Raw genomic sequence first — 20,522 nt, 5'->3', positions numbered from 1 at the left:
GGTAGGGGTTTTGTTTTGCCCGCGAGAAAGACATTTTGTGTTTCTATGCAACTGTCTTACGCATAGCTATCATGCGGGCCTCATTGTCAGGGCGCAGTTCGCATGCTCACGTTGCTAAAACTTCTAAAGGATGGTCGCTTTCATTCGGGCCAGGCGCTGGGCGTTGCGCTGGGTATCAGCCGCAGTGCCGTATGGAAGCAGCTGCAGCATCTGGAGGCAGAATTGGGGCTGTCTGTTCATAAGGTTCGAGGCAGGGGATACCAGTTGGCTAAGCCTCTGCTGCTTTTAGATGCGGCTGAGATCAGCGCAGGCGGGCTTTGTGAGTGGCCTGTTCACATATTTGATTCCATCGACTCCACTAATGCAGAAGCGCTGCGCTCTATAGAGCGCGGAGTGGAGGCCCCATTCATGGTGCTGGCCGAGCGACAGATAGCCGGCCGTGGTCGTCGTGGTCGCAAGTGGGTCAGTCCGTTTGCCGATAACCTCTATTGCAGCGTGGTATTGCGCATTGAGGGTGGCATGCGACAGATCGAAGGGCTCAGTCTGGTTGTCGGACTTGCTGTCATGCATGCCTTGCGTGATATGGGGGTCTCGAAGGCGGGTCTGAAATGGCCTAACGATGTCCTGGTTGGTGAGAAAAAAATCGCTGGCATTTTACTTGAGTTGGTAGGGGATCCGGCGGACGTCTGCCACGTTGTCCTGGGTGTGGGAGTCAACGTGAATATGCAATCGACCGACGAGGTTGATCAGCAATGGACGTCCATGTGTCTCGAGGCGCGCAGGGATTTCGATCGGAATGAGCTGGTGGTGCGATTGGGGGCAAAGCTTCAGCAGTATCTGAGGCTCCATCATGCATCAGGGTTTACCGCGATTCAGTTGGAGTGGGAGCAATACCATCTATGGCAGGGGCGGGCTGTATCATTGATTGCAGGCGTCAATCAAATTGACGGTGTTGTGATGGGAGTTGATCGTCAGGGTGCACTTCGTTTGAAGGTGGATGGCGTGGAAAAGATCTTTAGCGGCGGTGAGCTCAGTTTGAGGTTGCGTGATGATTCTTGAGCTCGACTGCGGCAATAGCTTTATCAAGTGGCGTGTCCTTCAGTCTGATGGTCTTACGGCGGTCGAGGGGGGGGTGGTCGGTTCTGACGGCGACCTGTTGGCGAGCCTGGGTTGTGCCGAGAAATTCCAGCTCAAGAAATGTCGTCTGGTTAGTGTGAGAACTCAGGCAGAGACTGATTCGTTGGTCGCATCGCTGGTTAGCGTATTTGGAGTGTCCGTGGTGCGTGCCGTGCCTGCTCGGGAAATGGCGGGAGTTAGAAACGGCTATGAGGATTACGAGCGATTGGGGCTCGATCGCTGGTTAGCCCTGCTAGGCGGGTTCCATCTCGCTTCGGGGGCATGTCTGGTGCTCGATTTTGGTACAGCTATCACTGCGGATTTCGTGGGTGCTGATGGTGGGCATCTCGGGGGATTTATTTGCCCGGGTATGCCCCTGATGCGCAATCAGTTGCGTACTCATACTCGACGAATTCGTTATGACGATACGGCAGCTGAGCGTGCCCATGAGAGCCTGGCTCCTGGCCGCACGACCGTCGAAGCGGTCGAGCGTGGTTGCATGCTGATGCTCAGGGGATTTGTCCTGACTCAGCTTGAGTTGGCCCGGGAATATTGGGGAAAGGATTTCGTGGTATTTCTCACTGGGGGAGATGCCGATTTGGTTTCCGGGGTTGTTCCTGGTGCCAGGGTGGTGCCTGACTTGGTTTTTGTTGGTTTAGCGATGGCCTGTCCTTTGTCCTGAGGTTTCTATGCGGTGGCTGTTCCTGTTATTGCTGGTTTTGAATGTCTTCTATTACGTCTGGCATCAGCAGGAGGCCCCGCTTCGCGCAAAAGATGTTACGCCGCTAAGTTTGTACCGTGGCTCGCAACAGGATATCCATCTCTTGAGTGAGACTGCGGATGCGCTTGTGAGGCGCGATTTGGGTAAATCCGGTGAGGTGCAAAAGACCTGTGTCTATCTGGGAGGCTTTGCTCGGTCGGAAATGGCGAAGCAGCTGGAGCAGCGACTGGCGAACTTGGGTGTTGTGGTGCGCCCCGTTGCGTTGGGGGCGTCGAACTCGCTTGAGGCGGGAGGTTTTTGGGTTCAGGTTTCCCGGGATAGTGCGGGGAAAGTGAATGAAGCGATGCTTCAAAACCTTTCTAAAGAATTCAATGAGTTAAAACATAAAATAATGCCTTGCGAGGGGGTTGCACCCGCAGAGTAGTTTGCATAGAATGGCGCCCGCTTCGCAGCGAAGACCTTTTAGCGGTTAACGATGCGAGGCGCCGTCAACGCAGCTAACCTCAGGTTTTTAATGAGAAAATGCTTGACAGAAGGCTGGCATAATATAGAATGCCGGCTCGCTTAGGAGGGGTTCCCGAGCGGCCAAAGGGATCAGACTGTAAATCTGACGTCTACGACTTCGAAGGTTCGAATCCTTCCCCCTCCACCATTTTTAGTGTGAGCTGCAAGCTCCGCGGGTATAGTTTAGTGGTAGAACCTCAGCCTTCCAAGCTGATGATGCGGGTTCGATTCCCGCTACCCGCTCCAAGTTTGCAGATTGTGCAAAGTGTTTCGCTCTTGTAGCTCAGTTGGTAGAGCACACCCTTGGTAAGGGTGAGGTCAGCGGTTCAAATCCGCTCAAGAGCTCCATATAACAAGGCAGATATGAAAATATCTGCCTTTGTTTTAATGGCTTGTGTGACTTGCTAAATTCTTCTCCTGAGGGTGATTTCGATGGCTAAGGAAAAGTTCGAACGTAATAAGCCGCACGTCAACGTTGGTACCATTGGTCACGTCGATCACGGTAAAACTACGCTGACTGCAGCTCTGACCCGCGTCTGCTCCGAGGTATTCGGTTCGGCCAAGGTTGACTTCGACAAGATCGACAGCGCCCCGGAAGAGAAAGCACGCGGTATCACCATCAATACTGCTCACGTTGAATACGATTCGGCTGTGCGTCACTACGCGCACGTTGATTGCCCAGGTCACGCTGACTATGTGAAGAACATGATCACCGGTGCTGCCCAGATGGACGGCGCGATCCTGGTTTGCTCGGCTGCTGATGGTCCGATGCCGCAAACTCGTGAGCACATCCTGCTGTCCCGTCAGGTAGGTGTTCCGTACATCGTTGTCTTCCTGAACAAGGCTGACATGGTTGACGACGCTGAGCTGCTGGAGCTGGTTGAGATGGAAGTGCGCGATCTGCTGAGCACTTACGATTTCCCAGGTGATGACACTCCAATCATCATCGGTTCGGCTTTGATGGCTTTGAATGGCCAAGATGACAATGAGATGGGTACCACTGCTGTCAAGAAGCTGGTGGAAACTCTGGATAGCTACATTCCAGAGCCTGAGCGTGCTATCGACAAGCCGTTCCTGATGCCAATCGAAGACGTATTCTCGATCTCCGGTCGCGGTACTGTTGTGACTGGTCGTGTTGAGCGTGGCATTGTCCGTATCCAGGAAGAAGTTGAGATCGTCGGTTTGCGCGACACTCAGAAAACTACCTGTACCGGCGTTGAAATGTTCCGCAAGCTGCTCGACGAAGGTCGTGCAGGTGAGAACTGCGGTGTGTTACTGCGCGGCACCAAGCGTGACGATGTTGAGCGTGGCCAGGTTCTGGTCAAGCCAGGTACTGTCAAGCCGCACACCAAGTTCACTGCAGAGGTTTATGTTCTGAGCAAGGAGGAAGGTGGTCGTCATACGCCGTTCTTCAAGGGCTATCGTCCACAGTTCTACTTCCGGACCACTGACGTGACCGGTAACTGCGAGTTGCCAGAAGGTGTTGAAATGGTAATGCCGGGTGACAACATTCAGATGACTGTCACTTTGATCAAGACCATTGCGATGGAAGATGGCCTGCGTTTCGCTATTCGTGAAGGCGGTCGTACCGTCGGCGCTGGTGTCGTAGCCAAAGTCATCGAGTAAACAGTTGTAATGTCTTTTTCAGGCCGGCATAATGGTCGGCCTGATTTTGTTTTAGGTCAGTAGCTCAATTGGCAGAGCGACGGTCTCCAAAACCGTAGGTTGGGGGTTCGATTCCCTCCTGACCTGCCAGATTCACTCGGTGTGTCTGGCTTTCTTTTCACAGGATCTTCATAGATGACTCCTAAAGCTGAAGCTCAAGGCTCTCGCTTCGATCTGCTCAAGTGGCTAGTGGTAGTCGCTTTGGTGGTTGTTGGCGTTGTTGGCAATCAGTATTACTCTGCTTCGCCGATCCTGTACCGCGTACTTGCATTGCTCGCCATTGCTGCTGTTGCTGCCTTCGTAGGTCTGCAAACAGCCAAGGGTAAGTCTTTCTTTGTACTCGCTAAGGAAGCTCGCACCGAGATTCGTAAAGTCGTATGGCCGACTCGCCAAGAAACCACGCAGACCACGTTGATCGTTGTGGCTGTTGTTCTGGTAATGGCGTTGCTGTTGTGGGGGCTTGATTCCCTGCTCGGCTGGCTTGTTTCCTTGATTGTTGGCTAAGGGTGTCCCGTGGCTAAGCGTTGGTACGTTGTGCATGCTTACTCGGGTTACGAGAAGCATGTTATGCGCTCGCTGGTAGAGCGCGTCAAGCTGGCTGGCATGGAAGATGGCTTTGGCGAGATTCTGGTCCCCACTGAAGAAGTGGTTGAGATGCGTAATGGCCAGAAGCGCAAAAGTGAACGCAAGTTCTTTCCAGGCTATGTGCTGGTACAGATGGATATGAACGAAGGGACTTGGCACTTGGTCAAGGATACCCCTCGGGTGATGGGCTTCATTGGCGGAACCGCTGATAAGCCAGCACCGATTACAGATAAAGAGGCGGAAGCGATTCTGCGTCGGGTCGCTGATGGTAGCGACAAGCCTAAGCCGAAGACGTTGTTTGAACCAGGTGAGGTTGTACGCGTCACTGATGGTCCATTCGCCGACTTTAATGGCACGGTTGAAGAAGTTAACTACGAAAAGAGCCGGATCCAAGTGGCAGTGCTCATTTTCGGTCGCTCTACTCCGGTAGAGCTAGAGTTCAGCCAGGTCGAAAAGGTCTGATTGAACAGGCATCCCAACCCCGCAGCCCTAGGCTGTGGGGTTTTGTCGTCACTGGGATAAACGCGCAAGTAACCGGGGAGCCTTTCGAGGCGTTCGAACCCGTAATTGGAGTGCCTCATGGCCAAGAAAATTACCGCTTACATCAAGCTGCAAGTGAAGGCCGCTCAGGCTAACCCAAGTCCACCTGTTGGTCCTGCTCTGGGTCAGCACGGCGTGAACATCATGGAATTCTGCAAGGCCTTCAACGCCCGTACCCAGGGTCTTGAGCCAGGTCTGCCGACTCCAGTGATCATCACTGTCTACAGCGACCGTAGCTTCACTTTCGAAACAAAAAGCACCCCTGCTTCGGTTCTGCTGAAGAAGGCTGCAGGTTTGACCAGCGGTTCCGCTCGTCCAAACACCGTTAAGGTTGGCACCGTTACCCGTGCTCAGCTGGAAGAAATCGCGAAAACCAAAAACGCGGATCTGACTGCAGCTGATATGGATGCAGCCGTGCGTACTATCGCCGGTTCTGCTCGTAGCATGGGCCTTAACGTGGAGGGTGTGTAATGGCTAAGCTGACCAAGCGTCAAAAGGCTATCGCCGGCAAAATCGAAGCAGGCAAGGCCTACAACTTTGTAGACGCCGCCGCTCTGCTGGCTGAGCTGTCGACTGTCAAGTTCAGCGAGTCGTTCGACGTTGCTGTGAACCTGGGCGTTGACCCGCGTAAATCCGACCAGGTCGTTCGTAGCGCTACTGTGCTGCCACACGGCACTGGCAAGACCGTTCGTGTTGCTGTTTTCACCCAGGGCCCAGCAGCTGAAGCTGCTCTGGCTGCGGGCGCTGATCGCGTAGGCATGGACGATCTGGCTGCTGAAATGAAAGGCGGCGACCTGAACTATGACGTAGTGATCGCATCTCCTGATGCCATGCGCGTTGTAGGTCAGTTGGGTCAGATCCTCGGTCCACGTGGTCTGATGCCTAACCCTAAAGTCGGCACCGTAACGCCAGACGTAGCCACCGCGGTTAAAAACGCCAAGGCAGGTCAGGTTCGTTATCGCACCGACAAAAACGGCATCATTCACACCTCCGTTGGCAAGATTGGCTTCGACGCCGTCAAGCTGAAGGAAAACGTTGAAGCCCTGATCGCTGATCTGAAGCGTATCAAGCCAGCTTCTTCGAAAGGCATCTACGTCAAGCGCGTTACCCTGAGCACCACCATGGGCCCAGGTCTGGTTATCGACCAGAGCTCGCTCGACGCGTAAGACTCAGGTTGGCGCAAGCGATTGCGCCAATCGAAAAATTGGGGTCCCTGCCTGGCGGGGGCTGTCCAAGACCGTAGGCGACGCAAGTCTTAAACCACAAGCCTACGCAGATGGTGCTCCCGGTTCCTTACCGAATCAGACACCAAAACGACATTCGGTTTCGACCGGATGAAACGGTAACAAGCAGGAGTTAAACCCGTGGCAATTAATCTCGAAGACAAGAAGGCCATCGTCGCTGAAGTCAACGAGGCTGCCAAAGTCGCTCTGTCCGCTGTCGTGGCTGATGCCCGTGGCGTAACAGTAGGCGCAATGACCGGACTCCGTAAAGAGGCTCGTGAAGCTGGCGTTTATGTACGTGTCGTACGTAACACCCTGCTCAAGCGCGCCGTTGCTGGCACTGAATACAGTGTTCTCAACGACGTGTTCACCGGCCCGACCCTGATCGCGTTCTCCAAGGATCATCCAGGCGCTGCTGCCCGTTTGTTCAAGGAATTCGCCAAGGGTCAGGACAAGTTCGAGATCAAGGCAGCTGCGTTCGAGGGCAAGTTCCTCGCAGCTAATCAGATCGATGTACTGGCAACACTGCCGACCCGCGACGAAGCCATTTCGCAGCTGATGAGCGTGATTCAAGGCGCTACCAGCAAGCTGGCTCGTATTCTGGCTGCAGTTCGCGAGCAAAAAGAAGCTGCCGCAGCCTAAGGCTGAGCATTTTCTCTCGCGCTTTTTTGTTTATTTCGATGGCCGCGTAGGCCGTCCCCCAATTTAGGAATTAGAGTCATGTCTATCTCTCAAGACGATATCCTCAACGCCGTAGCTGAAATGTCCGTTCTGCAGGTTGTTGAGCTGATCAAAGCTTTCGAAGAAAAATTCGGTGTTTCTGCTGCCGCTGCTTCCGCTGGTCCAGCTGCTGCTGCCGCCGTTGTTGAAGAGCAAACCGAATTCAACGTCATGCTGACCGAAGCTGGCGAGAAGAAAGTTAACGTGATCAAGGCAGTACGTGAACTGACCGGTCTGGGCCTGAAAGAAGCCAAGGCTGTAGTTGACGGCGCTCCTGCCATGGTTCTGGAAGCTGTTTCGAAAGACGCAGCTGACAAAGCCAAAGCAACTCTGGAAGAAGCAGGCGCTAAAGTCGAGCTGAAGTAAGCATCGACTTTGCGTCTCCAGCCCGAGCGTTAAGCGACAGGCTGATGGCTGGTGGCTCTTGCCACCGGCCTTTTTCCGTTACTGGCAGCCGACTGGGTCGGTGCTGATAGCGGGCTGTAACCACCCGATGTGGTGGCGCAAACCATGGGGTTTGCACGATTTTCTGGCTGCTCCCGTCGGGAGGGGCCAAACAAGCAGGTGACCAAGCTGGGGAACGCTGATGGCTTACTCATATACTGAGAAAAAACGTATCCGCAAGGACTTTAGCAAGTTGCCGGACGTCATGGATGTGCCGTACCTCCTGGCCATCCAGCTGGATTCGTATCGTGAATTCTTGCAAGCGGGAGCGACTAAAGATCAGTTCCGCGACGTGGGCCTGCATGCGGCCTTCAAATCCGTTTTCCCGATCATCAGCTACTCCGGCAATGCTGCGCTGGAGTACGTCGGTTATCGCCTGGGCGAGCCGGCATTTGATGTCAAAGAATGCGTATTGCGCGGTGTAACTTACGCCGTACCTTTGCGGGTAAAAGTGCGCCTGATCATTTTCGACAAAGAATCGTCGAACAAAGCGATCAAGGACATCAAAGAGCAAGAAGTCTACATGGGTGAAATCCCCCTGATGACTGAGAACGGTACCTTCGTAATCAACGGTACCGAGCGTGTAATCGTTTCCCAGCTGCACCGTTCTCCGGGCGTGTTCTTCGACCACGACCGTGGCAAAACGCACAGCTCCGGCAAACTGCTTTACTCCGCGCGCATCATTCCTTACCGCGGTTCGTGGTTGGACTTCGAGTTCGATCCGAAAGACTGCGTATTCGTGCGTATCGACCGTCGTCGCAAGCTGCCTGCATCGGTACTGCTGCGCGCGCTCGGTTATACCACTGAAGAAGTATTGGACGCGTTCTACACCACCAACGTTTTCCACGTGCAGGGTGAAAACCTCAGCCTGGAGCTGGTGCCTCAGCGTCTGCGCGGTGAAATCGCTGTCCTCGATATCCAGGATGACAAGGGCAAGGTTATTGTCGAGCAGGGTCGTCGTATTACCGCTCGCCACATCAACCAGCTGGAAAAAGCCGGGATCAAAGAGCTGCAGGTGCCTCTGGACTACGTCCTGGGTCGCACCACCGCCAAGGTCATCGTGCATCCGGCCACCGGCGAAATCCTGGCAGAGTGCAACACCGAGCTGAACACCGAGATCCTGGCAAAAATCGCCAAGGCCCAGGTTGTTCGCATCGAGACTCTGTACACCAACGATATCGACTGCGGTCCGTTTATCTCCGACACGCTGAAGATCGACTCCACTGGCAACCAACTGGAAGCCTTGGTCGAGATCTATCGCATGATGCGTCCTGGCGAGCCGCCAACCAAGGATGCAGCCGAGACTCTGTTCAACAACCTGTTCTTCAGCCCTGAGCGCTACGACCTGTCTGCGGTCGGCCGGATGAAGTTCAACCGTCGTATCGGTCGTACCGAGATCGAAGGTTCGGGCGTGTTGAATAAAGACGACATCGTTGCGGTGCTCAAGACTCTGGTCGACATCCGTAACGGCAAAGGCATCGTCGATGACATCGACCACCTGGGTAACCGTCGTGTTCGCTGTGTAGGCGAAATGGCCGAGAACCAGTTCCGTGTTGGCCTGGTGCGTGTAGAGCGCGCGGTCAAGGAACGTCTGTCGATGGCTGAAAGCGAAGGCCTGATGCCGCAAGACTTGATCAACGCCAAGCCAGTGGCTGCGGCGGTGAAGGAGTTCTTCGGTTCGAGCCAGCTGTCTCAGTTCATGGACCAGAACAACCCGCTGTCCGAGATCACCCACAAGCGTCGTGTCTCTGCACTCGGCCCGGGTGGTTTGACCCGTGAGCGCGCAGGCTTCGAAGTTCGTGACGTACACCCGACTCACTACGGTCGTGTATGCCCGATTGAAACGCCGGAAGGTCCTAACATCGGTCTGATCAACTCCTTGGCCGCCTATGCGCGCACCAACCAGTATGGCTTCCTCGAGAGCCCATACCGTGTGGTGAAAGACGCCCTGGTCACTGACGAGATCGTATTCCTGTCCGCCATCGAAGAAGCCGATCACGTGATCGCTCAGGCTTCGGCCACGATGAACGACAAGAAAGTCCTGATCGACGAGCTGGTAGCTGTTCGTCACCTGAACGAGTTCACCGTCAAGGCGCCGGAAGACGTCACCTTGATGGACGTGTCGCCGAAGCAGGTCGTTTCGGTTGCAGCGTCGCTGATCCCGTTCCTCGAGCATGACGACGCCAACCGTGCGTTGATGGGTTCGAACATGCAGCGTCAAGCTGTACCAACCCTGCGCGCCGACAAGCCGCTGGTAGGTACCGGCATGGAGCGAAACGTAGCCCGTGACTCCGGCGTTTGCGTCGTGGCTCGTCGTGGTGGCGTGATCGACTCCGTTGATGCCAGCCGTATCGTGGTTCGTGTTGCCGATGACGAAGTTGAAACGGGCGAAGCCGGTGTCGACATCTACAACCTTACCAAATACACCCGCTCCAACCAGAACACCTGCATCAACCAGCGTCCGCTGGTGAGCAAGGGTGATCGGGTTCAGCGTAGCGACATCATGGCCGATGGTCCGTCCACCGATATGGGTGAGCTGGCACTGGGTCAGAACATGCGCATCGCGTTCATGGCATGGAACGGCTTCAACTTCGAAGACTCCATCTGCCTGTCCGAGCGTGTTGTTCAGGAAGATCGCTTCACCACGATCCACATCCAGGAACTGACCTGTGTGGCTCGTGACACCAAGCTTGGCCCAGAGGAAATCACTGCAGACATCCCGAACGTGGGTGAGGCTGCACTGAACAAGCTGGACGAAGCCGGTATCGTTTACGTAGGTGCTGAAGTAGGCGCAGGCGACATCCTGGTCGGTAAGGTCACTCCGAAAGGCGAGACCCAGCTGACTCCGGAAGAGAAACTGCTGCGTGCCATCTTCGGTGAAAAAGCCAGCGACGTTAAAGACACCTCCCTGCGCGTGCCTACCGGCACCAAGGGTACCGTCATCGACGTACAGGTCTTCACCCGTGACGGCGTTGAGCGTGATGCTCGTGCACTGTCCATCGAGAAGACTCAACTCGACGAGATCCGCAAGGACCTGAACGAAGAGTTCCGTATCGTTGAAGGCGCAACTTTCGAGCGTCTGCGCTCCGCTCTGGTCGGCCACAAAGCCGAAGGCGGCGCCGGCCTGAAGAAAGGTCAGGAAATCACCGACGAAGTTCTCGACGGTCTTGAGCACGGCCAGTGGTTCAAACTGCGCATGGCTGAAGATGCTCTGAACGAGCAGCTCGAGAAGGCCCAGGCCTATATCGTTGATCGCCGCCGTCTGCTGGACGACAAGTTCGAAGACAAGAAGCGCAAGCTGCAGCAGGGCGATGACCTGGCTCCGGGCGTGCTGAAAATCGTCAAGGTTTACCTGGCAATCCGTCGTCGCATCCAGCCGGGCGACAAGATGGCCGGTCGTCACGGTAACAAGGGTGTGGTCTCCGTGATCATGCCGGTTGAAGACATGCCGCACGATGCCAATGGCACCCCGGTCGATGTGGTCCTCAACCCGTTGGGCGTACCTTCGCGTATGAACGTTGGTCAGATCCTTGAAACCCACCTGGGCCTCGCGGCCAAAGGTCTGGGCGAGAAGATCAACCGTATGATCGAAGAGCAGCGCAAGGTCGCTGACCTGCGTAAGTTCCTGCACGAGATCTACAACGAGATCGGCGGGCGCAACGAAGAGCTGGACACCTTCACCGACCAGGAAATCCTGGACTTGGCGAAGAACCTGCGCGGCGGCGTTCCAATGGCTACTCCGGTGTTCGACGGTGCCAAGGAAAGCGAAATCAAGGCCATGCTGAAACTGGCAGACCTGCCAGAAAGTGGCCAGATGCAGCTGTTCGACGGCCGTACCGGCAACAAGTTCGAGCGCCCGGTTACCGTTGGCTACATGTACATGCTGAAGCTGAACCACTTGGTGGACGACAAGATGCACGCTCGTTCTACCGGTTCTTACAGCCTGGTTACCCAGCAGCCGCTGGGTGGTAAGGCGCAGTTCGGTGGTCAGCGTTTCGGGGAGATGGAGGTCTGGGCACTGGAAGCGTACGGTGCTGCATACACTCTGCAAGAAATGCTCACAGTGAAGTCGGACGATGTGAACGGCCGGACCAAGATGTACAAAAACATCGTGGACGGCGATCACCGTATGGAGCCGGGCATGCCCGAGTCTTTCAACGTGTTGATCAAGGAAATTCGTTCCCTCGGCATCGATATCGATCTGGAAACCGAATAACACGTGACGCGAATCGAGAGCGGGGCTGTTTTGCCCGCTCTCTGCTCCGCCAGGAGGAAAGGCCTTGAAAGACCTACTGAATTTGCTGAAAAACCAGGGTCAAGTCGAAGAGTTCGACGCCATCCGTATTGGATTGGCCTCGCCTGAGATGATCCGTTCGTGGTCGTTCGGTGAAGTTAAAAAGCCGGAAACCATCAACTACCGTACGTTCAAACCTGAGCGTGACGGCCTGTTCTGCGCCAAGATCTTTGGCCCGGTGAAGGATTACGAGTGCCTGTGCGGTAAGTACAAGCGCTTGAAGCACCGTGGTGTGATCTGCGAGAAGTGCGGCGTTGAAGTTGCGCTGGCAAAAGTTCGTCGTGAGCGCATGGCACACATCGAACTGGCCTCGCCGGTTGCCCACATCTGGTTCCTGAAATCGCTGCCGTCCCGTATCGGCCTGCTGATGGACATGACCCTGCGTGATATCGAGCGCGTTCTCTACTTCGAGAGCTATGTCGTTATCGACCCGGGCATGACCACCCTTGAAAAAGGTCAGCTGCTCAACGACGAGCAGTACTTCGAAGCGCTGGAAGAGTTCGGCGACGATTTCGATGCCCGCATGGGTGCCGAAGCTGTCCGCGAACTGCTGCACGCTATCGACCTGGAGCACGAGATTGGCCGCCTGCGCGAAGAAATTCCGCAAACCAACTCCGAAACCAAGATCAAGAAGCTGTCCAAGCGTCTGAAGTTGATGGAAGCCTTCCAGGGTTCCGGCAACCTGCCAGAGTGGATGGTGCTGACCGTTCTGCCGGTTCTGCCGCCAGACCTGCGTCCACTGGTTCCGCTCGATGGCGGTCGTTTCGCGACTTCCGACCTCAACGATCTGTATCGTCGAGTGATCAACCGTAACAACCGCTTGAAGCGCCTGCTTGATCTGTCCGCTCCGGACATCATCGTGCGCAACGAAAAGCGTATGTTGCAGGAAGCTGTCGACGCGCTGCTCGACAACGGTCGTCGTGGCCGTGCTATCACCGGTTCCAACAAGCGTCCTCTGAAATCCCTGGCTGACATGATCAAGGGTAAGCAGGGTCGTTTCCGTCAGAACTTGCTCGGTAAGCGTGTTGACTACTCCGGTCGTTCGGTAATTACCGTAGGCCCGACCCTGCGTCTGCACCAGTGCGGTCTGCCTAAGAAAATGGCTCTGGAGCTGTTCAAACCGTTCATTTTCGGCAAGCTGGAAATGCGTGGTCTCGCGACCACCATCAAAGCCGCCAAGAAGATGGTCGAGCGCGAGCTGCCAGAGGTTTGGGACGTTCTCGCCGAAGTGATTCGCGAACACCCAGTGCTGCTCAACCGTGCACCGACCCTTCACCGTCTGGGTATCCAGGCGTTTGAACCGGTACTGATCGAAGGTAAGGCCATCCAGCTGCACCCTCTGGTCTGTGCTGCGTACAACGCCGACTTCGACGGCGACCAAATGGCCGTGCACGTACCGCTGACGCTGGAAGCCCAGCTCGAAGCGCGTGCGCTGATGATGTCGACCAACAACATCCTGTCGCCAGCCAACGGTGAGCCAATCATCGTTCCGTCGCAGGACGTTGTATTGGGTCTGTACTACATGACTCGTGAAGCGATCAACGCCAAGGGCGAAGGTCGTGTGTTCGCGGATCTGCAGGAAGTTGACCGTGTGTTCCGTGCCGGCGAAGCCGCACTGCACGCCAAGGTCAAAGTGCGGATCAACGAAACCGTGAACGATCGTGATGGCGGCAGCGTGACCAACACCCGTATCGTCGACACCACCGTCGGCCGTGCGCTGTTGTTCCAGGTTGTGCCAAAAGGCTTGTCCTTCGACGTCGTCAACCTGCCGATGAAGAAAAAGGCGATCTCCAAGCTGATCAACCAATGCTACCGCGTGGTTGGTCTGAAAGAGACCGTGATCTTCGCTGACCAGTTGATGTACACCGGTTTTGCCTATTCGACCATTTCCGGCGTTTCCATCGGTGTTAACGACTTCGTTATCCCGGACGAAAAAGCCCGCATCATCGGTGCTGCTACCGAAGAAGTGAAAGAGATCGAAAGCCAGTACGCCTCCGGCCTGGTAACCCAGGGCGAGAAGTACAACAAGGTCATCGACCTCTGGTCCAAGGCGAACGACGAAGTATCCAAGGCGATGATGGCCAACCTCTCGAAAGAGAAAGTCATCGACCGTCATGGCAACGAAGTCGACCAGGAATCGTTCAACTCGATGTACATGATGGCCGACTCGGGCGCACGGGGTTCTGCTGCGCAGATCCGTCAGCTCGCCGGTATGCGTGGCCTGATGGCCAAGCCGGACGGCTCCATCATCGAGACCCCGATCACCGCGAACTTCCGTGAAGGTTTGAGCGTACTCCAGTACTTCATCTCCACTCACGGTGCTCGTAAGGGTCTTGCGGATACCGCGTTGAAAACGGCGAACTCCGGTTACCTGACTCGTCGTCTGGTAGACGTTGCGCAGGATCTGGTCGTGACCGAGATCGATTGCGGCACCGAACACGGCTTGGTAATGACTCCGCACATTGAAGGCGGTGACGTTGTAGAGCCGCTGGGTGAACGCGTATTGGGTCGTGTCATCGCCCGTGACGTATTCAAGCCGGGTACCGAGGACGTAATCGTTCCTGCCGGCACCTTGGTTGACGAGAAGTGGGTCGAGTTCATCGAGCTCAACAGCATCGACGAAGTGATCGTACGTTCGCCGATCAGCTGCGAAACCCGCTACGGCATCTGCGCCAAGTGCTACGGTCGCGACCTGGCTCGTGGTCACCAGGTGAACATCGGTGAAGCGGTCGGCGTTATCGCTGCCCAGTCCATCGGTGAGCCGGGTACCCAGCTGACGATGCGTACGTTCCACATCGGTGGTGCGGCAAGCCGGACCTCCGCAGCTGATAGCGTTCAGGTGAAGAATGGCGGTACTGTCCGTCTGCACAACCTCAAGCACGTAGAGCGCGTGGACGGTCACCTGGTGGCTGTATCCCGTTCCGGTGAGCTGGCGATCGCTGACGACTTCGGTCGCGAGCGCGAGCGCTACAAGCTGCCGTACGGTGCTGTGATTTCGGTCAAGGAAGGTGACAAGGTCGACGCTGGTGCTATCGTGGCCAAGTGGGATCCGCACACCCACCCGATCGTGACCGAAATGAAAGGTACCGTGACCTACGTGGGCATGGAAGAAGGCATCACGATCAAGCGTCAGACTGACGAATTGACCGGTATGACCAACATTGAAGTACTTGACGCGAAAGATCGTCCAGCTGCTGGCAAGGACATCCGTCCGGCCGTGAAGATGGTCGACGACAACGGCAAGGATCTGTTGCTGCCAGGCACTGACGTAATCGCTCAGTACTTCCTGCCAGCCAACGCCCTGGTCGGTGTTGCGGATGGTGCGCGGATCGCGATCGGTGATGTTATCGCTCGTATCCCGCAGGAAACTTCGAAAACCCGCGACATCACCGGTGGTCTGCCGCGTGTTGCCGACTTGTTCGAAGCCCGTCGTCCGAAAGAAGCCTCGATTCTGGCTGAAGTCAGCGGCACCATCGCGTTCGGTAAAGAGACCAAAGGCAAGCGCCGTCTGGTCATCACGCCGAACGACGGTAGCGATCCGTACGAAGAGCTGATTCCGAAGTGGCGTCACCTGAACGTCTTCGAAGGCGAACAGGTAAACCGCGGCGAAGTTATCTCCGACGGTCCGAGCGATCCACACGACATCCTGCGTCTGCTGGGTGTGAGTGCGCTGGCCAAGTACATCGTGAACGAGATCCAGGACGTTTATCGTCTGCAAGGCGTGAAGATCAACGACAAGCACATCGAGACCATCCTGCGTCAGATGCTGCGTAAAGTTGAAATCGCTGAATCCGGCGATTCGAGTTTCATCAAGGGCGACCAGATGGAACTGACTCACGTACTGGTAGAAAACGAGCGCCTGGCTGCGGACGACAAGTTCGTATCCAAGTTCACTCGCGTGCTGCTGGGTATCACCAAGGCGTCGTTGTCCACCGAATCGTTCATCTCGGCGGCTTCCTTCCAGGAAACCACCCGCGTACTGACCGAAGCGGCGGTAACCGGCAAGCGCGATTACCTGCGCGGCCTGAAAGAAAACGTGGTCGTGGGTCGTCTGATCCCGGCCGGTACCGGTTTGGCCTATCACAGCGAGCGCAAACGCCGCCGTGATGCAGACAAGCCGTTGCGCGTAAGCGCCAGTGAAGTGGAAGCTGCACTGACCGAAGCACTGAACTCGAGCGGTAACTGAGTTCTGTAGCAATTGAGTGCCTGGCCCTGGTCGTCCCGCCCGCCGGATCGAGACAAATTGTCGAGATCCGGCGGGCGGGGAGGTCGGGGCCTTGCCTTGACTGGGAGCAAGATCCTCTTTAGACTCTTGATCCCCTAAATTTGGCGGGAATTCGTTCCTGCCATTTTGCTTTTCTTGTAAGACAATAGCGTCGCAAGACAACAGTGGAGCTAGTAGATGGCAACTATCAACCAGCTGGTACGTCAGCCGCGTAAGCGTATCGTCGAGAAATCCGACGTGCCTGCGCTGCAGAACTGCCCGCAACGTCGTGGCGTATGCACCCGTGTGTATACCACCACGCCGAAAAAACCTAACTCGGCACTGCGTAAAGTATGCCGTGTGCGTCTGACCAACGGTTTCGAGGTTTCCTCGTACATCGGCGGTGAAGGCCACAACCTGCAGGAGCACAGCGTGGTACTGATCCGCGGCGGTCGTGTAAAAGACTTGCCAGGTGTTCGTTACCACACCGTTCGCGGTTCTTTGGATACTTCCGGCGTTAAAGGTCGTAACCAGGGTCGTTCGAAGTACGGTACCAAGCGTCCGAAATAATCGGCCGTTTTACAGTTTTTCATTTTATTGAGTCGATAAGAGTAAGGTCGGGCACGCAATAGCTGTCCCGGGCTAACCTGAAGACCGTTTGAGGGCTTATCAATGCCAAGACGTCGCGTAGCAGCCAAACGTGAGATTCTGGACGATCCGAAATACGGAAGCCAGATTCTCGCCAAGTTCATGAACCACGTAATGGAAAGCGGCAAGAAAGCCGTTGCCGAGCGTATCGTTTATGGCGCACTGGACAAAGTTAAGGAACGCAAGAACAGCGATCCCCTGGAAATCTTCGAGAAAGCTCTCGACGCCATCGCTCCGCTGGTCGAAGTGAAGTCGCGCCGTGTAGGCGGTGCTACTTACCAGGTTCCGGTCGAAGTTCGTCCGTCCCGTCGTAACGCCCTGGCAATGCGCTGGTTGGTAGACTTCGCCCGCAAGCGCGGTGAGAAGTCCATGGCTCTGCGTTTGGCTGGCGAACTGTTGGACGCTGCTGAAGGTAAAGGTGCTGCAGTTAAGAAGCGTGAAGACGTGCACCGTATGGCTGAAGCCAACAAGGCTTTCTCGCACTACCGCTTCTAATTTTAGCGTCACTCAATTTGCGAGGGCTTTATGGCTCGTACTACACCGATTAACCGCTACCGTAACATCGGTATCGTTGCTCACGTGGATGCTGGTAAAACCACCACCACCGAGCGCGTCCTTTTTTACACCGGCAAAAGTCACAAGATGGGCGAGGTGCATGATGGCGCCGCGACCACCGACTGGATGGTGCAGGAGCAGGAGCGTGGTATTACCATTACTTCTGCTGCCATTACCGCCTTCTGGAAGGGTTCCGAGAAGCAGTACCCGCACGAGCATCGCTTCAACGTTATCGATACCCCGGGCCACGTAGACTTCACCATCGAAGTTGAACGTTCCCTGCGTGTACTCGACGGCGCTGTCGTCGTGTTCTGCGGTACTTCGGGTGTTGAGCCTCAGTCGGAAACCGTATGGCGTCAGGCCAACAAATACGGTGTTCCACGTCTTGTTTACGTAAACAAGATGGACCGTGCTGGTGCCAACTTCCTGCGCGTGATCGGTCAGATCAAGCAGCGTCTGGGTCACACTCCGGTGCCGATCCAGCTGGCTATCGGTTCCGAAGACAACTTCCAGGGTCAGATCGATCTGATCAACATGCAAGCTGTCTACTGGAACGATGCTGACAAGGGTATGGTTCCTGTTCGCAAGGACATCCCGGCAGAGTTGCTGGAAGAAGCCGAGAAGTGGCGCGGCAACATGGTTGAGGCTGCGGCCGAAGCCAACGAAGAGCTGATGAACAAGTACCTTGAGGGTGAAGAGCTCACCAACGAGGAAATCAAGGCTGCTCTGCGCCAGCGTACCATCGCTGGTGAGATCGTCCTGGCTGTTTGCGGTTCTTCCTTCAAGAACAAGGGTGTTCCCCTGGTTCTCGATGCTGTGATCGACTTCCTGCCTGCTCCAACCGACATTCCTGCTATCAAGGGCTCCAACCCTGATAACGAGGAAGAGGAAATGGAGCGTCATGCAAGCGACGACGAGCCTTTCGCGGCTCTGGCGTTCAAGATCGCTACCGACCCATTCGTGGGTACCTTGACCTTTGTTCGGGTTTACTCGGGCGTGTTGAACTCCGGCGACGGCGTGATCAACTCTGTAAAAGGCAAGAAAGAGCGTGTGGGTCGTATGGTGCAAATGCACGCAAACGCCCGTGAAGAGATCAAGGAAGTGCGCGCTGGCGACATCGCGGCCTTGATTGGCATGAAGGACGTCACCACCGGTGAAACCTTGTGCAACGCTGACAAGCCAATCATCCTGGTTCGTATGGACTTCCCGGAGCCGGTTATTTCGGTTGCCGTTGAGCCAAAAACCAAGGATGACCAGGAAAAAATGGGTATCGCTCTGGGCAAGCTTGCTCAGGAAGACCCGTCTTTCCGCGTCAAGACTGATGAAGAGACCGGTCAAACGATCATCTCTGGCATGGGCGAGTTGCACCTGGACATCCTGGTTGACCGGATGCGCCGTGAGTTCAACGTCGAAGCCAACATCGGTAAGCCTCAGGTTTCCTATCGTGAGCGCATCACGAAGAACTGTGAAATCGAAGGTAAGTTTGTTCGCCAGTCCGGCGGCCGTGGTCAATTCGGTCACTGCTGGATTCGTTTTGCACCGGCTGACGAAGGTCAGGAAGGTCTGCAATTCGTGAACGAAGTCGTAGGTGGTGTGGTTCCTAAGGAATACATCCCGGCGATCCAGAAGGGTATCGAAGAGCAGATGAAGAACGGCGTTGTTGCCGGCTATCCGCTGATCGGCCTGAAGGCAACTGTGTTCGATGGTTCTTACCACGACGTCGACTCCAACGAGATGGCGTTCAAGGTGGCTGCTTCCATGGCAACCAAGCAACTGGCCCAGAAGGGCGGTGGTGAGTTGCTTGAGCCGATCATGGCGGTAGAAGTCGTAACGCCTGAAGACTACATGGGTGATGTCATGGGCGACCTTAACCGTCGTCGTGGCATGATTCTGGGTATGGAAGATACGGTTTCCGGCAAGGTTATTCGTGCTGAGGTTCCGTTGGGTGAAATGTTCGGTTACGCAACCGACGTTCGTTCCATGTCTCAGGGTCGCGCAAGCTACTCTATGGAATTCAAAAAATACAATACAGCTCCGTCGCATATCGTCGAAACTGTTACCAAAAAACAAGGCTGATTCAGCCCCTTTAGGCTAGGAGTTAATTGTCGTGGCTAAAGAAAAATTTGATCGTTCCCTACCGCACGTCAACGTTGGCACCATTGGTCACGTTGACCACGGTAAAACCACTCTGACTGCTGCTCTGACTCGCGTCTGCTCCGAAGTTTTCGGTTCGGCCGTTGTTGCTTTCGATAAAATCGACAGCGCTCCGGAAGAAAAGGCTCGTGGTATCACCATCAACACCGCGCACGTTGAGTACAACTCTTCGATTCGTCACTACGCTCACGTTGACTGCCCAGGTCACGCTGACTACGTGAAGAACATGATCACCGGTGCTGCCCAGATGGACGGCGCGATCCTGGTTTGCTCGGCCGCTGATGGTCCGATGCCGCAAACTCGTGAGCACATCCTGCTGTCCCGTCAAGTAGGCGTTCCGTACATCGTTGTCTTCCTGAACAAGGCTGACATGGTTGACGACGCTGAGCTGCTGGAACTGGTTGAGATGGAAGTGCGCGACCTGCTGAGCACTTACGACTTCCCAGGTGATGACACTCCAATCATCATCGGTTCGGCTCTGATGGCTCTGAACGGCCAAGATGACAACGAAATGGGTACCACCGCTGTTAAGCGCCTGGTAGAAACTCTGGACAGCTACATCCCAGAGCCAGTTCGTGTTATCGACAAGCCGTTCCTGATGCCAATCGAAGACGTATTCTCGATCTCGGGTCGCGGTACTGTTGTAACTGGCCGTATCGAGCGCGGTATCGTCAAGGTTCAGGATCCACTGGAAATCGTTGGTCTGCGTGACACCACCGTCACCACCTGCACCGGTGTTGAAATGTTCCGTAAGCTGCTCGACGAAGGTCGTGCTGGCGAGAACTGCGGCGTTCTGCTGCGTGGTACCAAGCGTGACGACGTTGAGCGTGGCCAGGTTCTGGTCAAGCCAGGTTCGGTTAAGCCGCACACCAAGTTCGAAGCTGAAGTGTACGTTCTGAGCAAAGAAGAAGGCGGTCGTCACACTCCGTTCTTCAAAGGCTACCGTCCACAGTTCTACTTCCGGACCACTGACGTGACCGGTAACTGCGAACTGCCGGAAGGCGTTGAAATGGTAATGCCAGGCGACAACATCAAAATGGTTGTCACCCTGATCAAGACCATCGCAATGGAAGACGGTCTGCGTTTCGCTATCCGTGAAGGCGGTCGTACCGTCGGCGCTGGCGTCGTAGCCAAAATCATCGAGTAAGC

General features: G+C 55.5%; 16 protein-coding genes and 4 tRNA genes. All 20 read left to right on the top strand.

Annotated features, from left to right (window positions below; all coding sequences use genetic code 11):
- Positions 1–102: 102 nt before the first annotated feature.
- The 20 genes from birA (at position 103) to tuf (EPZ47_RS26790) (ending at position 20,520) form a co-directional block, all read left to right on the top strand.
- Complete coding sequence (gene birA / locus EPZ47_RS26885; RefSeq protein ID WP_135847434.1) at positions 103–1,059, top strand: bifunctional biotin--[acetyl-CoA-carboxylase] ligase/biotin operon repressor BirA; 957 nt, start codon at positions 103–105, stop codon at positions 1,057–1,059.
- The gene (locus EPZ47_RS26880; RefSeq protein ID WP_135847433.1) at positions 1,049–1,798 is read left to right on the top strand and encodes a pantothenate kinase; all 750 of its coding nucleotides are present in this window, start codon (positions 1,049–1,051) and stop codon (positions 1,796–1,798) included. Before birA ends, EPZ47_RS26880 begins: the two co-directional genes overlap by 11 nt.
- A 7-nt stretch (positions 1,799–1,805) precedes the next feature.
- Complete coding sequence (locus EPZ47_RS26875) at positions 1,806–2,261, top strand: hypothetical protein (RefSeq protein WP_135847432.1); 456 nt, start codon at positions 1,806–1,808, stop codon at positions 2,259–2,261.
- 143 nt (positions 2,262–2,404) lie between these two features.
- Positions 2,405–2,489: transfer RNA gene (locus tag EPZ47_RS26870), tRNA-Tyr, on the top strand.
- Between the two features lie 24 nt (positions 2,490–2,513).
- Positions 2,514–2,587: transfer RNA gene (locus EPZ47_RS26865), tRNA-Gly, on the top strand.
- A 26-nt stretch (positions 2,588–2,613) separates the two neighbouring features.
- Positions 2,614–2,689: transfer RNA gene (locus EPZ47_RS26860), tRNA-Thr, on the top strand.
- A gap of 84 nt (positions 2,690–2,773) precedes the next feature.
- On the top strand, positions 2,774–3,967 hold the full coding sequence (gene tuf, locus EPZ47_RS26855; protein WP_003186103.1) for an elongation factor Tu: 1,194 nt from the start codon (positions 2,774–2,776) through the stop codon (positions 3,965–3,967).
- A gap of 53 nt (positions 3,968–4,020) precedes the next feature.
- Positions 4,021–4,096 (top strand) — tRNA-Trp (locus EPZ47_RS26850).
- Positions 4,097–4,141: 45 nt separating this feature from the next.
- Complete coding sequence (secE, locus tag EPZ47_RS26845; RefSeq protein ID WP_003186101.1) at positions 4,142–4,510, top strand: preprotein translocase subunit SecE; 369 nt, start codon at positions 4,142–4,144, stop codon at positions 4,508–4,510.
- A 9-nt stretch (positions 4,511–4,519) separates the two neighbouring features.
- Positions 4,520–5,053 (top strand): transcription termination/antitermination protein NusG, encoded by a 534-nt coding sequence (gene nusG / locus EPZ47_RS26840; RefSeq protein WP_003186097.1) that lies wholly within the window; start codon positions 4,520–4,522, stop codon positions 5,051–5,053.
- Between the two features lie 117 nt (positions 5,054–5,170).
- The gene (rplK, locus tag EPZ47_RS26835) at positions 5,171–5,602 is read left to right on the top strand and encodes a 50S ribosomal protein L11 (RefSeq protein WP_003176435.1); all 432 of its coding nucleotides are present in this window, start codon (positions 5,171–5,173) and stop codon (positions 5,600–5,602) included.
- Positions 5,602–6,297 carry a 50S ribosomal protein L1 gene (rplA, locus tag EPZ47_RS26830; protein WP_003186095.1) on the top strand — a complete coding sequence of 232 codons (696 nt, stop codon included), beginning with the start codon at positions 5,602–5,604 and terminating at the stop codon, positions 6,295–6,297. Before rplK ends, rplA begins: the two co-directional genes overlap by 1 nt.
- Positions 6,298–6,495: 198 nt before the next feature.
- On the top strand, positions 6,496–6,996 hold the full coding sequence (rplJ, locus tag EPZ47_RS26825) for a 50S ribosomal protein L10 (protein ID WP_135847431.1): 501 nt from the start codon (positions 6,496–6,498) through the stop codon (positions 6,994–6,996).
- A gap of 78 nt (positions 6,997–7,074) precedes the next feature.
- A complete protein-coding gene (gene rplL / locus EPZ47_RS26820) occupies positions 7,075–7,440 on the top strand; it encodes a 50S ribosomal protein L7/L12 (protein WP_025215758.1) in 366 nt (121 codons plus the stop codon).
- A 220-nt stretch (positions 7,441–7,660) separates the two neighbouring features.
- Positions 7,661–11,734 carry a DNA-directed RNA polymerase subunit beta gene (rpoB, locus tag EPZ47_RS26815; protein WP_024619109.1) on the top strand — a complete coding sequence of 1,358 codons (4,074 nt, stop codon included), beginning with the start codon at positions 7,661–7,663 and terminating at the stop codon, positions 11,732–11,734.
- A gap of 64 nt (positions 11,735–11,798) precedes the next feature.
- On the top strand, positions 11,799–15,998 hold the full coding sequence (gene rpoC, locus EPZ47_RS26810; RefSeq protein ID WP_123415185.1) for a DNA-directed RNA polymerase subunit beta': 4,200 nt from the start codon (positions 11,799–11,801) through the stop codon (positions 15,996–15,998).
- Positions 15,999–16,214: 216 nt separating this feature from the next.
- Positions 16,215–16,586 (top strand): 30S ribosomal protein S12, encoded by a 372-nt coding sequence (rpsL, locus tag EPZ47_RS26805; RefSeq protein ID WP_003186084.1) that lies wholly within the window; start codon positions 16,215–16,217, stop codon positions 16,584–16,586.
- A 102-nt stretch (positions 16,587–16,688) separates the two neighbouring features.
- A complete protein-coding gene (gene rpsG / locus EPZ47_RS26800; RefSeq protein ID WP_003186074.1) occupies positions 16,689–17,159 on the top strand; it encodes a 30S ribosomal protein S7 in 471 nt (156 codons plus the stop codon).
- Positions 17,160–17,189: 30 nt separating this feature from the next.
- Positions 17,190–19,295: an elongation factor G gene (gene fusA, locus EPZ47_RS26795; RefSeq protein ID WP_135847430.1), complete on the top strand. Its 2,106-nt coding sequence runs from the start codon at positions 17,190–17,192 to the stop codon at positions 19,293–19,295.
- Positions 19,296–19,326: 31 nt separating this feature from the next.
- Positions 19,327–20,520: an elongation factor Tu gene (gene tuf / locus EPZ47_RS26790; RefSeq protein WP_003186071.1), complete on the top strand. Its 1,194-nt coding sequence runs from the start codon at positions 19,327–19,329 to the stop codon at positions 20,518–20,520.
- Positions 20,521–20,522 lie beyond the last annotated feature (2 nt).

Source organism: Pseudomonas viciae, assembly GCF_004786035.1.
GTDB lineage: Bacteria > Pseudomonadota > Gammaproteobacteria > Pseudomonadales > Pseudomonadaceae > Aquipseudomonas > Aquipseudomonas viciae.
Note: the sequence above shows the minus strand (reverse complement) of the source record. Positions and strands in the feature narration are given on the sequence as shown.